This is a genomic window from Mobilicoccus sp. (assembly GCF_032060985.1).
In the GTDB taxonomy this organism is placed as follows: domain Bacteria; phylum Actinomycetota; class Actinomycetes; order Actinomycetales; family Dermatophilaceae; genus Mobilicoccus.
In genome coordinates, this window is record NZ_DAMBGD010000021.1 from 41,015 (window position 1) to 55,182 (window position 14,168).

Annotated in this window: 14 protein-coding genes; 8 read left to right on the forward strand and 6 right to left on the reverse strand. The window is 69.3% G+C overall.

Annotation, left to right across the window (positions count from 1 at the left end):
* Positions 1–12: 12 nt before the first annotated feature.
* The 3 genes from RT054_RS14785 to RT054_RS14795 all read right to left on the reverse strand — a co-directional run bounded on the left by RT054_RS14785 (position 13) and on the right by RT054_RS14795 (position 1,808).
* On the reverse strand, positions 13–333 hold the full coding sequence (locus tag RT054_RS14785; protein WP_312718553.1) for a DUF2249 domain-containing protein: 321 nt from the start codon (positions 331–333) through the stop codon (positions 13–15).
* A gap of 112 nt (positions 334–445) precedes the next feature.
* A complete protein-coding gene (locus RT054_RS14790; protein WP_312718551.1) occupies positions 446–1,099 on the reverse strand; it encodes a DUF664 domain-containing protein in 654 nt (217 codons plus the stop codon).
* Between the two features lie 85 nt (positions 1,100–1,184).
* Positions 1,185–1,808 carry a DinB family protein gene (locus RT054_RS14795; RefSeq protein WP_313025035.1) on the reverse strand — a complete coding sequence of 208 codons (624 nt, stop codon included), beginning with the start codon at positions 1,806–1,808 and terminating at the stop codon, positions 1,185–1,187.
* Positions 1,809–1,869: 61 nt separating this feature from the next.
* Between RT054_RS14795 and RT054_RS14800 the strand changes: the two genes are divergently transcribed.
* Entirely contained in the window at positions 1,870–2,841 is a 972-nt protein-coding gene (locus RT054_RS14800) for a YafY family protein (protein WP_313025039.1), read from the forward strand.
* Between the two features lie 298 nt (positions 2,842–3,139).
* Here RT054_RS14800 and RT054_RS14805 read toward each other — a convergent pair whose 3' ends face one another.
* Complete coding sequence (locus RT054_RS14805) at positions 3,140–3,730, reverse strand: helix-turn-helix domain-containing protein (RefSeq protein WP_312718548.1); 591 nt, start codon at positions 3,728–3,730, stop codon at positions 3,140–3,142.
* A gap of 345 nt (positions 3,731–4,075) precedes the next feature.
* On the opposite strand from RT054_RS14805, the gene rplM reads away from it, so the two are divergent.
* From rplM to glmM, 3 genes are all read left to right on the forward strand, one after another.
* Positions 4,076–4,519 carry a 50S ribosomal protein L13 gene (rplM, locus tag RT054_RS14810; RefSeq protein ID WP_312718546.1) on the forward strand — a complete coding sequence of 148 codons (444 nt, stop codon included), beginning with the start codon at positions 4,076–4,078 and terminating at the stop codon, positions 4,517–4,519.
* A gap of 29 nt (positions 4,520–4,548) precedes the next feature.
* Positions 4,549–5,052, forward strand: a complete 504-nt coding sequence (gene rpsI, locus RT054_RS14815) for a 30S ribosomal protein S9 (RefSeq protein WP_312718544.1) — start codon at positions 4,549–4,551, stop codon at positions 5,050–5,052.
* Between the two features lie 362 nt (positions 5,053–5,414).
* The gene (glmM, locus tag RT054_RS14820; protein WP_313025047.1) at positions 5,415–6,767 is read left to right on the forward strand and encodes a phosphoglucosamine mutase; all 1,353 of its coding nucleotides are present in this window, start codon (positions 5,415–5,417) and stop codon (positions 6,765–6,767) included.
* Positions 6,768–6,911: 144 nt separating this feature from the next.
* Here glmM and RT054_RS14825 read toward each other — a convergent pair whose 3' ends face one another.
* Together RT054_RS14825 and RT054_RS14830 are read right to left on the reverse strand one after the other, a co-directional pair.
* On the reverse strand, positions 6,912–7,547 hold the full coding sequence (locus RT054_RS14825) for a carbonic anhydrase (protein WP_312718541.1): 636 nt from the start codon (positions 7,545–7,547) through the stop codon (positions 6,912–6,914).
* Complete coding sequence (locus RT054_RS14830) at positions 7,544–9,337, reverse strand: fumarate hydratase (RefSeq protein WP_313025052.1); 1,794 nt, start codon at positions 9,335–9,337, stop codon at positions 7,544–7,546. Before RT054_RS14830 ends, RT054_RS14825 begins: the two co-directional genes overlap by 4 nt.
* A gap of 227 nt (positions 9,338–9,564) precedes the next feature.
* On the opposite strand from RT054_RS14830, the gene RT054_RS14835 reads away from it, so the two are divergent.
* From RT054_RS14835 to RT054_RS14850, 4 genes are read left to right on the forward strand one after another with little or no spacing between them, the layout of a single operon-like run.
* A complete protein-coding gene (locus tag RT054_RS14835; RefSeq protein ID WP_312718537.1) occupies positions 9,565–10,866 on the forward strand; it encodes an extracellular solute-binding protein in 1,302 nt (433 codons plus the stop codon).
* Complete coding sequence (locus RT054_RS14840) at positions 10,863–11,828, forward strand: carbohydrate ABC transporter permease (protein WP_396837320.1); 966 nt, start codon at positions 10,863–10,865, stop codon at positions 11,826–11,828. Before RT054_RS14835 ends, RT054_RS14840 begins: the two co-directional genes overlap by 4 nt.
* A 5-nt stretch (positions 11,829–11,833) precedes the next feature.
* Positions 11,834–12,700, forward strand: coding sequence for a carbohydrate ABC transporter permease (locus tag RT054_RS14845; protein WP_313025057.1), 867 nt, complete (start codon positions 11,834–11,836; stop codon positions 12,698–12,700).
* Between the two features lie 39 nt (positions 12,701–12,739).
* Positions 12,740–14,092 (forward strand): sn-glycerol-3-phosphate ABC transporter ATP-binding protein UgpC, encoded by a 1,353-nt coding sequence (locus tag RT054_RS14850; RefSeq protein WP_312718535.1) that lies wholly within the window; start codon positions 12,740–12,742, stop codon positions 14,090–14,092.
* Positions 14,093–14,168 lie beyond the last annotated feature (76 nt).

Sequence of the window (14,168 nt, forward strand, 5' to 3'; positions counted from 1 at the left end):
CGACCGCGCCTGTCAGGCAGCGACCTTGGTGAACCTCACCCGCACGCCGTCACCTCCGGCGAGGTCGCCGTCTCGGTCGACGTATCCGATGTCGACCGTCTCGCCGTAGGCCTCGCGCACCTGCTGCAGGAGGGGGAGCGGGTCGTGCGGGGCGAGCAGCACCAGGCCGGAACCGGGCCGCACCTGCGAGATCGCGCCGAGGATGGCACCGTGCCGGATCGCTCCGGGAATGACCCGGGCGTCGAGCACCGGCAGCTCGTCGTGGCCGCATCCGCACCCGCAGCCGTGGTCGGGCGAGGAGGTCTCGGTGAGGGGCAGGGGAGTGCGGGACATGGCGTCTCCTTCGATCGGGTCGTGACGCCGTGAATATTACAGAAGAAATCCGCTTTAAATGCTGGGGCCTGGCGAAGGGCCGACCCGTCCGCCCCTCACCACCTCGCGGGGGTCATCCCTGCGCGACCGCGGGCTCGGCGTCGCGCCGGCGCTCGGCGTCGTAGGAGCCGGGGTGGGGTGGGGTCGGGACGAGCCAGGCCGAGGGGTCCTCGCCCTCGAGGCCGGCGACGAGTTCGTAGGTCGTGGCGCCGTCGATGTGTTCGCGGATGATGTCGGCGTGTCCGGCATGGCGCGCGATCTCCTCGACGAGGTGAAGCAGCCCCCAGCGGACGTTCCAGGCGTCGAGATCCTGCGGCCACCATGGGGCATCGGTGGGGACGGGGACCTCGGCGTCCAGGTCCAAGTCGGCGGCCGCATCGGCGATCCGCGCTCGCAGCCGGTCGAATTCGGCGACCAATGCGCCGAGGGTCTCCTCCGGCTGCATGACGAACTCCTCCGCGTAGAGCCGGCCCGCCTCCTCGGCGGGCTGCGTGTCGCGCTCAGTGCGCTCGGGGGCGGACTCGAAGCGGGCGAACCACTGGTCGGTGCAGCGGACGACGTGCTTGAGCAGGCCCCCGACCGACAGGGCACTGGTGGTCGGGGTGGCGCGGGCCTGGTCGTCGGTGAGGCCGAAGGCGACCGCACGCATCCCGTCGAGCTGGCTGAGGACGAACGTGCGCAGGGCCTCACCCTCGTCGCGGGCGGTGGCGGGGGTGAGAGCGGGCATGGGGGTCTCCAGACGTCAAGGGTCGGGTCAGGGCAGGTCAGGGCAGGGCAGGGCGCCGCGGGGCGGGGCGGGGCGCTCGGGCGGCTCAGCGGGTGTGGGCGTACAGATCTCGGAGCAGGGCGATCTCGGCGCCGTGATGGATGACCTCGCGATGGATGTGCTGGACGAGGGTGAGCATGGGGCGGTCGGCCCACGGACCCTCGGCCTCGCCGACGGGGCGCGCGAGGTCGTCCTCGGTGAGGGCGGCGACCCCCGCACACCAGCGGCGGTACTGCTCGTCGAGGTGCGCCAGGGCGCCGGCGGCGTGCAGCGGGTAGTCGAAGGTCATGTAGTCGGTGGGCGGTGCGCCGAAGTGAGCGGCGTTCCGCACGCCGAGCACGCCGACGACGAGGTGGCCGAGGCGCCATGCGATCGTCGTGAACGGCGCGGGATCGGGCTCGGGGTAGGCGAACTCGATGACCGCGTCGCCGCTGCCGCCTTGGATCTGCGCCGACGATTCACCGCGTGGGCGCACGTTCCAGCAGTCCGCCACGGGCTCCCAGCGGTACTCCTCGTCGGTGAGCCCGTCGAAGCGTGGGCGGAGCTGTTCGCGCCAGTGCCACTCGAGTTGCTCGAGCAGGTGAGCCGAAAGCGGCCCGTCGATCGCCGGCGTGGCCGGAGTCCGGTCGATCGGGTCGTCGGGGGCCGGGGCGGGGGATGAACTCGTCATGGCACGAGCGTCCACCGCTCTCCGGACAGATCCTGTCCTCTGTCTGGGTCATCCTCGTGACATGGCCGATCCCACGGTGCGACTCATGCGCCTGCTCACCCTGCTGCAGCAACGTGCGGCGTGGGCCGGTCCCGACCTCGCCGAGCGGCTCGGCGTGTCGACCCGTGGGGTGAGGCGCGACATCGAGCGGCTCCGCCGACTGGGATACCCAGTGGAGTCCGAACGCGGGGCCGGTGGCGGGTACCGCCTCGTCGCCGGGAGGGCGATGCCGCCGCTGGTCCTCGACGACGACGAGGCGGTGGCGATCGCCGTCTCCCTGCGTGTGGCAGCCGGAGGCACGGTCGCCGGGATGGAGGAGACCGCCGTGCGCGCCCTCGCCAAGCTCGACCAGGTCGTGCCCGCGCGGTTGCGGGAGCGGATCGACGCCGTCCGCATGGCGACGGTGCGTGCCGACTCCGGCGTCGTCGCCGTCGACGCCGAGGTGTTGACGGCCCTGGCCCGCGCCTGCCGAGACACGGTGCAGGTGCGTTTCGCCTACACCCGAGCCGACGGCAGCGAGGCGGGTGAGCGCCGCGTCGAGCCCTACCGGCTCGTGACGACCGACCGGCGCTGGTACCTGTTCGCCTGGGATCTCGACCGTGATGACTGGCGTGTGTTCCGCCTCGACCGGATGGGTGAGGTGCGTGCGACGACCTGGCGGTTCACCCCTCGTGACGCCCCCGACGCCGCCGAGCACGTCGCCCGCGGGACGAGCCGTGACGCCTACCCCCACCTCGTCCGTCTTCGTGTCCACGCCCCGGCGACCGCGGTGCGGCAGGTCTACCCGCCGACGACAGCCAATGTCCGTCCCGATCCGTCCGCGCTCGACGGTGCCTCGTGTCTTGTGGACGTGGGAGCGATGGACCTCGATCACGCCGCCCGCCACCTCGCTTGGCTGCCGTGGGCGTTCGAGGTGCTGGACCCACCCGAGGCGGCCGACGCCGTGCGGTCGCTGGCCGATCGGTTGGCCGAGGCCGCTCGGTTCGACCGCTAGGCAGGGTCCACCGGCAGTGGGGAGGGCGTCGGACCTCACCCGCGTGGCCGACGGGGGCCCGCCCCGAAAGGGAAGTGGCAATTTCGACGGAGTCGAAGGTCCGAGGCCATGGGTGCGGGGCCGTGACCAGCGCTGATTCCGGAGACGTTCAGGCGCGGGGGAGGTCGACTCCGCCGAGATTGTCACGTCGATCCCACGATGCCCGCGAGGTCGAGTGACGAACCGGGGCGCCTGGGCGCCCGTTGGGTGCGTCACGGTCCGCGAGCCGCGAGAAGCGCGCAGACCTCAGGAGGGAGGCTCAGGTCCGGCCCAGGCTCGGGGGCGGGTCCACGGGGAGCGGGCACGTGTAGAACGTGACCCGCTTGGCCGACGGATTGCCGGCGCCGACGCGGCGGTAGCGCGCGAGCAGTTCGGTCATCTCGGCGCGGAGGGAGGCGAGTTGCTCGTCGGTGACGAGGACGAGGTGATCCTCCAGCCCGCAGGCCTCCTGCCAGCCCAACGGCCACTCCGGGGCGTCGGTCAACCACGCCTGGGCCTTCTGCGCGAAGTGCCCGACGTAGTCCCGCGCGAGCCAGTCGAGAGCGGCCTCGTCGTCCTCGTCGTCGCCGACGTCGAGAGCGCGGTCCTCGGTCGCGACCTCCCACAGCCGCCGGCGGCCGATCGTGCCCGCGTCCGCGACGAGTCCCACCTCCGCCATTCGTCGCAGGTGGTAACTCGTCGCGCCACTGTTGGTGCCGAGCACGCGCGCGAGGTCGCTCGCCGTCGCGGACCCCAGTGCCCGGAGTTCGGCGAGGAGTCGAGTGCGCAGCGGGTGGGCGAGGACGCGCAAGGCCGACCGGTCGACCGGGTGCTCGGGGGCGACGCCGGGACGGGTCTCAGGGTCGGGCACCGGTCGTCCTCCGATACTCGGCGTCGGCGGCTCGCCGACGGTGGAGCGCGGATGTTGGCCGTTTCATGCAGAGAATGTTTGCATAGAATCGCTGCATGAGGTCGCGGTTGCCGGGTCCCATGCGAGGAAACCGCAGGTGAAGGGCCCTGCCTCGTCGTTTTGGAGGGCAGGGTCGTCGCTCGATAAACTGGTGGAGTTGTCGTGCGAGCGACTGTCGCGCGATCCAGGCCCTCGGGTCGGATCCCCGCCGCGGTGTCGTCCCCATCGTCCTTCGGTGCCTCCGGCGTCGAGGCGTCCGGATGCACGCACGACCGTCCAACACCCGAGCAAGCAAGGCTGATAACCGTGCGTACCTACACCCCCAAGCCGGGCGAGATCGAGCGCAAGTGGCACGTCATCGACGCCACCGACGTCGTTCTCGGCCGTCTGGCCTCCCAGGCTGCGCAGTTGCTGCGCGGCAAGCACAAGCCGACGTTCGCCCCCCACGTGGACACGGGCGACTACGTCATCATCATCAACGCCGACAAGGTCGCCCTCACCGGCGCCAAGCTTCAGCAGAAGAAGGCCTACCACCACTCCGGGTACCCGGGTGGTCTGCGGGCGACCTCCTACACCGAGCTCATGGCCAAGAACCCGACGCGCGCCGTCGAGAAGGCCATCCGCGGCATGCTTCCGAAGAACTCGCTGGCTCGTCAGCAGCTCAGCAAGCTCAAGGTCTACGCCGGCGACACCCACCCGCACCAGGCGCAGCAGCCTGAGCCCTTCGAGATCTCGCAGGTCGCCCAGTAATCACTGGGTGATACGCCACGAGGAGAACCGTGACTGACAACACTCCGGACACCGAGCTCGAGAACGACGAGCCCACGCTGTCCAGCTACACCTCCGAGTCCAGCGCTGCGCCGACCGACGAGCCCGTCCGCCGCCCGTCCGCCTCGGCGCCGGGCTCCGCGACCGGTCGTCGCAAGCAGGCCATCGCCCGCGTGCGCATCGTCCCCGGCACCGGCACGTGGAAGATCAACGGCCGCACCCTCGAGGACTACTTCCCGAACAAGGTGCACCAGCAGATCGTCAACGAGCCCCTCAAGGTGCTCGAGCTCGACGGCGCCTACGACGTGCTCGTGCGCGTCGGCGGCGGTGGCCCCTCCGGCCAGGCCGGCGCCGTCCGCCTCGGTGTGGCCCGCAGCCTCAACGAGGTCGACGCCGAGCTCAACCGCGCCGCCCTCAAGAAGGCCGGCTTCCTCACCCGTGACGCCCGCGTCCCGGAGCGCAAGAAGGCCGGTCTCAAGAAGGCCCGCAAGGCGCCTCAGTACTCCAAGCGCTGATCCCCGCTGGCGCGGTGCTCAGCGGTTGGCTCCACAAGCGCTGATCCCCGCTGGCGCGGTGCTCAGCGGTTGGCTCCACAAGCGCTGATCATGCGCTGAGAGCCGCTCTCGTGCGGCACGTCGATGCCGTCACCTCCCTCGGAGGTGGCGGCATTCGTCGTGTCCCCGTGCGCTCCGGACCCGGCGTGCCGGGACCTCGCCGGGACGTGGCCGTGGGCCAGGGCTCCCGCCGGTACGATGGATCGGCTCGTGCCACCGGCGCGAGCGGGCTCCCTGCGACGTCCGACCGGCCCACCGGCCGTGGTCCCGACGTCGCCGTGGCGATCTGCCGCCCCGGAGCCACGGACGAGAGGGAGACATTCATGGGAGCACGTCTGTTCGGCACCGACGGTGTCCGTGGACTTGCCAACAAGGACCTCACCGCCGACCTGGCGTTGAGCCTGTCCGTCGCCGCCGCCCGCGCCCTGGGAGACAGGGGAGCCTTCGGTGGTCAACGCGCCGTCGCCGTGGTCGGTCGCGACACCCGCGCGTCGGGCGAGTTCCTCGGCGCGGCGGTCTGCGCGGGATTCGCCTCGGCGGGCGTCGACGTCCTCGACGCGGGCGTGCTGCCCACGCCCGCCATCGCCTACCTCACCGCACGGATGAAGGCCGAGATGGGCGCCGTGCTCTCGGCCAGCCACAACGCGATGCCCGACAACGGGATCAAGTTCCTCGGCAAGGGTGGGCACAAGCTGTCCGACGCCACCGAGGACGAGATCAGCGCCCACATGGACGAGCCCTGGACCGACCGTCCGCAGGGCGCCGCCGTCGGTCGTATCCGCCCGTTCCCGCAGGGCCGCGACTTCTACCTCGAGCACCTGCGCGACAGCGTGCCCACCCGGCTCGACGGCCTCCACGTCGTCGTCGACGCGGCCCACGGCGCGGCGAGCGTCGTCGGTCCCGCCGCGTTCGAGCAGGCCGGGGCGACGGTCGACGTCATCGGCGGATCACCCGACGGCCTCAACATCAACGACGGTTACGGGTCCACCCACCTCGACAAGCTCAAGGAGGCCGTCGTCGCCCGCGGCGCCGACATGGGGTTCGCGTGGGACGGCGACGCCGACCGGTGTCTCGCCGTCGACGCCGACGGCACCGTCGTCGACGGCGACCAGATCATGGGGATCCTCGCGCTCGCGATGCGCGACGCCGGTCGCCTTCGCGACGACACTCTCGTCGTCACGGTGATGAGCAACCTCGGGCTCCTGCAGGCGATGGAGCGTGAAGGCGTCGTCACGACGCAGACGGGTGTCGGGGACCGTTACGTCCTCGAACAGATGCGCACCAAGGGCTTCAACCTCGGTGGTGAGCAGTCCGGGCACGTCATCATGCTCGACCACGCGACCACCGGTGACGGCGTCCTCACCGCGCTCATGGTCGCGGCCCGCGTCGTGGAGACCGGCCGCACCCTCGCCGACCTCGCGCAGGTCATGACGCGGCTCCCGCAGGTCCTCGTCAACGTGAGGGGGGTCGACAAGAACCGCGTGGAGTCCGACGCGGAGTTGCAGCAGGCGGTCAGCGACGCGCAGGCGGAGCTGAGCGGCGCCGGCCGGGTGCTGCTCCGCAAGTCCGGGACCGAGCCGCTCGTGCGGGTGATGGTCGAGGCGGACACCGCCGACCGCGCGCAGGGGGTCGCTGAGCGTCTCGCCTCCGTGGTCAAGGAGCGCCTCGCGCTCTGAGAAGTCCTGAGCCCCGCGCGGAGGGGGTGGACCTCGCCCCCATGCGGAGCTCGCCCCACCACGCACCGACGCGCGTGTCGGGCGCGATCACGACGGCCGGCCCGGAGGATTCCTCCGGGCCGGCCGTCGCGGATCCGCCGTCGCTCAGCTCTCCACGTTCCCGATGACCTCGATGACGCGGGCGCGGCCGACGGCGAGGTCGTACGCGAGGCCGATCATCGCGCACCTGCCCTCGGCGATGGCCGCGGCGATGATGAGGGACCGCTCGGCGATGAGATGGATGGTCTGGCGGACGTGCTCGGCCTCCACCTCGTCGCCCGTGGCGTCGCGGCCCGCGGCGTGCTGGGCCGCGACGACGCTCGGCGTGACCCGCTCGACGATGTCGCGGATGTACCCACCCGGCATGGAGCCGTCGGCGTAGTGCTGCATCGCCGCCTTGATCGCGCCGCACGAGTCGTGCCCGAGGACGACGATGAGCGGGACCTTGAGGATCTCCGTGGCGAACTCGAGCGAGCCGAGGACCCCCTCGCTCAGGACGTGCCCGGCGGTGCGGACGACGAACAGGTCGCCCAGGCCCTGGTCGAAGATCACCTCGGCCGCGACCCGTGAGTCGCCGCAGCCGAAGAACGTCGCGAACGGTGCCTGGCCGACGGCCAACTCACCGCGACGGTCGACACCCTGATTGGGGTGCGCGAGGGTGCCGACGACGAAGCGCTCGTTGCCCGCCTGCAGTTCCGCCCAGGCCTCCGCCGGGGTGCTGGGCCGATCCACGGTGCTCATGCCTCGTCCTCTCCGGCGCCGACCGGTGTCTCGCCGGCACCGGCATCGACGTCCTTCATCTCACCGTCGGCGGTCTCCCCGGCGCGAAGACCGGGACGCGGCGCGATGGTCTGCTGGATGGCCTTGGGGCCCACGGTGGCGAAGAAGTCGTTGCCCTTGTCGTCGACGACGATGAACGCGGGGAAGTCCTCGACCTCGATCTTCCACACCGCCTCCATGCCGAGCTCGGGGTACTCGAGCACTTCGACCTTCTTGATGCAGTCCTGCGCGAGGCGCGCGGCCGGGCCGCCGATCGACCCGAGGTAGAAGCCGCCGTGCTTCGCGCAGGCGTCGGTGACCTGTCGGCTCCGGTTGCCCTTGGCGAGCATCACCATCGAGCCGCCCTCGGCCTGGAACTCGTCGACGTAGGAGTCCATCCGCCCCGCCGTCGTGGGGCCGAAGGAGCCGGAGGCCATCCCCTCGGGCGTCTTGGCCGGCCCGGCGTAGTACACCGGGTGGTCCTTGAGGTACTGCGGCATGCCTTCGCCGGCGGCGAGACGCTCACGGATCTTCGCGTGGGCGATGTCGCGGGCGACGACGAGCGTCCCGTCGAGGGAGACGCGGGTCTTGATCGGGTACCTGCCCAGCTCGGCACGGATCTCGTCCATGGGGCGGCGCAGGTCGATCTTGACGACCGCTCCGGCCCCGGTGGACCCGGCGCCGACGGCGTCGCCCTCGAGGTGCTCGGGCGTGGTGTCGGGCAGGTAGGAGCCGGGCTCGGTCTCGAGCTGCTCGATGAAGACGCCCTCGGGGGTGATCTTGCCGAGGCACTGACGGTCCGCCGAGCACGACACCGCGATCGCCACCGGCAGGGAGGCGCCGTGGCGGGGGAGGCGGATGACGCGGACGTCGTGGCAGAAGTACTTGCCCCCGAACTGCGCGCCGATGCCGAGCTCACGGGTGATCTGCAGGATCTTCTCCTCCCATTCCACGTCGCGGAATCCGTGACCCGTGGCCGCGTCGCCGTGGGTGGGCAGGGAATCGAGGTACTTCGCGCTCGCGTACTTCGCCGTCTTGAGGGCGAATTCCGCACTCGTGCCGCCGATGACGACGGCGAGGTGATAGGGCGGACAGGCCGCCGTGCCGAGAGAGGCGATCTTCTCCCGGAGGAAATCGGGGAGGGTCTTCTCGTTGAGGATCGCCTTGGTCTCCTGGAAGAGATAACTCTTGTTGGCCGAGCCGCCACCCTTGGCCATGAAAAGGAACTTGTACGTGTTCTCGTGCCCGGGAAGGGTGTCCGCGTACAACTCGATCTGCGCGGGCAGGTTGCTGCCGGTGTTCTTCTCCTCGAACATCGACACCGGCGCGTTCTGGCTGTAACGGAGGTTGAGCGTCGTGTAGGCGTCGTAGACACCACGCGCGAGGGGCCGCTCGTCGACGCCCTCGGTGAGGACGCGTTGGCCGCGTTTGCCCATGATGATCGCGGTGCCCGTGTCCTGACACATCGGCAGGACACCGCCGGCGGCGATGTTCGCGTTCTTGAGCAGGTCGAGGGCGACGAACTTGTCGTTGTCGCTGGCCTCCGGGTCGTCGAGGATCCTGCGCAACTGCGCGAGGTGCGCCGGACGCAGGTAGTGGGCGATGTCGTGCATCGCGGTCTCGGCGAGCAGGCGCAGAGCCTCCGGCTCGACCAGGAGGAACGTCGCGCCGTCGGGACCCTCGACGGTGGACACCCCGGCATCGCTCAGTTTGCGGTAGGGCGTGGGGTCCTCGCCCAGAGGAAGAAGGTCCTCATACGCGAACTCGGCCATCGAACATGCTCCTTCTCGTCTGACTGCGGCTGCCGCTGGGGCGGCCCGGCATCGGCCTCGCGCGCGCAATCGGCCGCCCGTGGCCCTGTTCAGCCTAGTTCGTCGAGTGTTGTACGCACCGACCGGCGACAAAGAGTGTTAGACAACGAGTGGACTGTCGATGAACGCCCGGGCGACCCGTTCGAGAGTTCCCACGTCGGTGGTCCAGCCGAGACGAAGGAGTCGTGGTGCCCAGACGAAGGACCAGATCCGTTGCGGTCCTCGCGGTGATCTGCGTGGCGGCGACGGGCGCACTGAGCGCATGTGGCGGACAAGACACCTCCGAGGATTCCAGCACCCTCACCTGGTACATCAACCCGGACTCGGGCGGTAACGACCCGAACAAGACGGGACAGGCCCACCTCGCGAAGGTGTGCACCGATGCGGCGCAGGGCAAGTACCGGATCACCACCCAGGTGCTCCCCAACAGTGCGAGCGACCAGCGGCAGCAGTTGCTGCGTCGTCTCGCGGCAGGCGATCAGGGCGTCGACATCATGTCGATGGACCCCGTGTTCGTCGCCGAGTTCGCCGAGGCCGGGTTCCTCACCGAGGTCCCGCAGGACAAGCAGGCCGCCCTCACCGAGGATGCAGTCAAACCGATCGTCGAATCGGCGAAGTGGAAGGACAAGATGGTCGCCGCCCCGATGTGGGCGAACACCCAGGTCCTCTGGTACCGCAAGTCCATGGCCAAGGAGGCCGGGCTCGACATGGACAAGCCGGTCACGTGGGACCAGCTCATCGAGGCGGCCACGAAGCTCAAGTCGACGATCGGCGTCCAGGCCAAGCCGTACGAGGGCTACACCGTGTGGATCAACGCGCTCATCGAGTCCGGCGGGGGCCACATCATCCAGAACGAGGGCGCCTCGGCCGACGACATGAAGCTCGGGCTCGACACCCCTCAGGGCAAGAAGGCCGCCCAGATCATCGGCGACATCGCACGCGGGGGGCTCGGTGGCCCGGCCATGGGCTCCTCGGACGAGACCGCCGCGCTCGACGGGTTCGCCGGCGGCGGGGCCTTCCTCGTCAACTGGCCGTACACGTGGTCCGCGCTCCCCGAGAAGGGCACCGACCTCAACGACATCGGCTTCGCGCGCTACCCCCAGGTGGAGGCCGGGAAGGAGTCCCGCCCGCCGCTCGGTGGCATCGAGCTCGGCGTCAACTCCGCGAGCACGAACAAGGACGCGGCCTGGGAGGCCATCCAGTGCATCACCAGCCAGGAGAATCAGAAGGCCTACATGCTCGGGACCGGTAACCCCGCGGCCCGCAAGAAGGTCTACGACGACCCGGAGATCCAGAAGGCGTTCCCCATGGCGACGCTCATCCGCGAATCTCTGGACGCCGGTGGGGCCCGCCCGTCCTCGCAGTACTACGGCGACATCTCCACCGCCCTCTACAAGCAGTTCAGCCCGCCCGACTCCGTGGGCGAGGGCACGCCGGCCGCCGCGGCCGACTTCATCCTCAAGGTCCTGAAGGGGGAGGCACTGCTGTGAGCTCCGTCGCCACCACCGCACCCGCGGGCCAGCCGCGGGAGACCGACAGACGCGGTAAGCCCGCGATCTCCGACCGCGCTCGCGGCGAACGTGCCCTCGGCTGGAAGCTCGCCGGGCCCGCGTTCGTCATCATGCTGCTCGTCACGGCCTACCCCATCCTCCAGGCCATCTGGAACAGCTTCTTCAGCTACCGGCTCACCGACCCCGCCGCGCGCAAGCTCGTCGGGTTCGGCAACTACGCGACGATCCTGTCGGACTCCCTGTTCTGGCTCGCCGTGGGGAACACGCTGTTCATCACCGTCGTCACGGTCGTCATCGAACTCATCATCGGTTTCGCCCTCGCGATGCTCATGAACCGCGTCGTGTGGCCACGCAAGGCGCTGCGCACGATCGTGCTCATCCCCTACTCCATCATCACGGTCGTCTCCGCGTTCGCGTGGTTCTACGGATTCCAGGTGAGCACCGGGTTCATCAACCACTGGCTGAACGCGATCACCGTCGGAACCTTCCCGCTCGACTTCAACTGGTTCGGCCACTGGTGGAGCGCGATGTTCGTCATCTGCGCCTCGGAGATCTGGAAGACGACGCCGTTCATGTCGCTCCTGCTGCTCTCCGGTCTCGCGCAGATCGACGGGGCGATGGAGGAGGCCGCCAAGGTCGACGGCGCCACCTTCTGGCAGCGCATGTTCAGGGTGATCCTGCCGAACATGAAGGCCGCGATCATGGTCGCCGTGCTCTTCCGCACCCTCGATGCGTTCCGGATCTTCGACAACGTGTTCATCATGACCCAGGGCGCACAGGGGACGACGACGTTCTCCCTGCTCGCCTACGACCAGACCATCAACCGCGTCGAGATCGGCATGGGTTCGGCCATCTCGGTGCTGCTGTTCCTGTCGGTCCTCCTCATCGCCGCGATCTTCGTGCGCGGGTTCAAGGTCGACCTCACCGGTGGAAGGGGCTGAGCGCGATGGCCAGTACTTCGAAGAACTCCTCGACCACGCTCCTGGGGATCGCCTCCCTGTTCGTCATCCTCTTCACGATGATCCCGCTGCTGTGGATCTTCTCCCTGTCGATCAAGAGCCCGGCGGCGCAGGCGACCCCCGAGCTCAACACCTTCGGCAACTTCTTCCCGAAACCGTCGGAGATGTCGTTCGACAACTACAAGCTCATCCTCACCGGCGGCGCGAGCGAGCTGTTCATCCCGGCCCTCATCAACTCACTCGTCGTCTGCCTGGTCGCCACGCTCATCTCGGTGATCCTCGCGACGTTCTGCGCCTACGCCATCGCCCGCCTGAACTTCCCGGGCAAGAAGGTCATCCTCGTCACCGCGCTCGCGGTGTCGTTCTTCCCCGTCATCTCCCTCGTCACCCCGCTGTTCGACGTGTGGAGCAAGATCGGGCTGTTCGACACCCAGATCGGCCTCATCATCCCCTACCTCTCCCTCACCCTTCCGTTGGCCATCTGGACGCTCTCGGCGTTCTTCCAACAGATCCCCTGGGAGATGGAGCAGGCGGCCCAGGTCGACGGCGCGACGAGCTGGCAGGCCTTCCGCAAGGTCATCGTGCCGCTCGCGAGCCCGGGCGTGTTCACCACGGCGATCATCACGTTCTTCACGGCGTGGAACGACTTCGTCTTCGCGATCTCCCTCACCAGTGACAGGGCGCGCACCGTGCCGGCCGCGCTCGCGTTCTTCACCGGCGCCTCGCAGTTCGAGCAGCCCTTCGGGGCGATCTCCGCGGCGGCCGTCATCGTGACGATCCCGGTCGTCATCCTCGTGCTGCTCTTCCAGCAGCGCATCGTGTCCGGCCTCACCTCGGGTGCGGTCAAGGGCTGACGCCCGGCCGCGTGCTCTCGACAAGGAGTCACCACCCTCATGTCCCAGATTCAGCTCAACAACATCGTCAAGAAGTACGGTGACGGTTTCCCCGCGGTGAACGACGTCAGCCTCGACATCGCGGACGGAGAGTTCATGATCTTCGTCGGTCCGTCGGGCTGTGGAAAATCCACCCTGCTCCGCATGATCGTCGGCCTCGAGGACATCACCTCGGGTGACATGTTCATCGACGGCAAGAAGGTCAACGACCTCGCGCCGCGCGACCGCAACCTCGCCATGGTGTTCCAGAACTACGCGCTCTACCCCCACCTCTCGGTGTTCGAGAACATCGCGTTCCCGCTACGCCTCGAGAAGGGCAAGCACGACGAGAACGTCATCCGTCAGAAGGTGCAGAACGCCAGTTCCATGCTCGAGCTCGACGAACACCTCGAGCGCAAGCCGGGCAACCTCTCCGGTGGTCAGCGGCAGCGTGTGGCCATGGGCCGCGCCATCGTCCGGGACGCCGATGCGTTCCTCTTCGACGAGCCGCTGTCGAACCTCGACGCTAAGCTCCGCGGTCAGATGCGCACCGAGATCGCGCGGATGCAGCGCCGCATGGGCATCACGACGATCTACGTCACCCACGACCAGACCGAGGCGATGACCCTGGGCGACCGGGTCGCGGTGCTCAAGAAGGGCGTCCTGCAGCAGGTGGCGAGCCCTCGGGAGCTGTACGAACAGCCGGTCAACCTGTTCGTCGCCGGCTTCATCGGCACCCCGCCGATGAACTTCCTGCCGGCGCGGGTCAACGGCAACGTCCTGTCGCTGCCCTTCGTCGACGTCCCCGTCTCCGGGGACCTCGCGAAGCAGGTCGAGGGCAAGGACCTCGTCATCGTCGGCATCCGCCCCGAGTACCTCAAGGACGCCTCGCTCGGCGACCAGCAGGCGCAGGGGGCGGTGTCCTTCGAGGCGCCGGTCGATCAGACCGAATGGCTCGGCAACGAGCAGTACGCCTACATCCCCTACGAGGCGGACGCCGCCGTGCAGCACAAGCTCGACGAGCTCGACCGAGAGCTCGACGGCGAGGGCATGCGCACGCAGATGGTCGTCAACCTCGACGGCCGTTCCCGCATCCGCGAGGGCGACAACGCCCAGCTCTACTTCGATCCCGCACTGATGCACGTCTTCGACCCCGAGTCGGGGGCCTGTCTCACTCGGGACGACGAGCGGGCCGCGCAGATCGCGAAGGAGTCCGAGGAGGACCGCCGTCGTGCGCTCGAGCGGGCTCGCGAGCGCGAGGGTGTGGACGGCAACCGCCGGAACGGACGTCAGGGCGAGGACGCGCACGGCACGCACGACGACGCGGGACGCGAGGGCGGCACCGACCGTGCCTCGGGTGCTGCTCGCGCCTAGTCGCCTCGTTCGGATCGACGGGGTCCACCGCGTCTCGCGGTGGGCCCCGTCGATCCGTCAGGGGTGAGTTCCGGCA

Excerpts from the sequence above, each read along its gene's own strand:
- RT054_RS14825 (WP_312718541.1), bottom strand. The coding sequence starts at position 7,547 with ATGAGCACCGTGGATCGGCCCAGCACCCCGGCGGAGGCCTGGGCGGAA.
- RT054_RS14795 (WP_313025035.1), bottom strand. The coding sequence starts at position 1,808 with ATGACGAGTTCATCCCCCGCCCCGGCCCCCGACGACCCGATCGACCGG.
- glmM (WP_313025047.1), top strand. The coding sequence starts at position 5,415 with ATGGGAGCACGTCTGTTCGGCACCGACGGTGTCCGTGGACTTGCCAAC.
- RT054_RS14785 (WP_312718553.1), bottom strand. The coding sequence starts at position 333 with ATGTCCCGCACTCCCCTGCCCCTCACCGAGACCTCCTCGCCCGACCAC.
- RT054_RS14845 (WP_313025057.1), top strand. The coding sequence starts at position 11,834 with ATGGCCAGTACTTCGAAGAACTCCTCGACCACGCTCCTGGGGATCGCC.
- RT054_RS14790 (WP_312718551.1), bottom strand. The coding sequence starts at position 1,099 with ATGCCCGCTCTCACCCCCGCCACCGCCCGCGACGAGGGTGAGGCCCTG.
- RT054_RS14850 (WP_312718535.1), top strand. The coding sequence starts at position 12,740 with ATGTCCCAGATTCAGCTCAACAACATCGTCAAGAAGTACGGTGACGGT.
- RT054_RS14830 (WP_313025052.1), bottom strand. The coding sequence starts at position 9,337 with ATGGCCGAGTTCGCGTATGAGGACCTTCTTCCTCTGGGCGAGGACCCC.
- RT054_RS14800 (WP_313025039.1), top strand. The coding sequence starts at position 1,870 with ATGGCCGATCCCACGGTGCGACTCATGCGCCTGCTCACCCTGCTGCAG.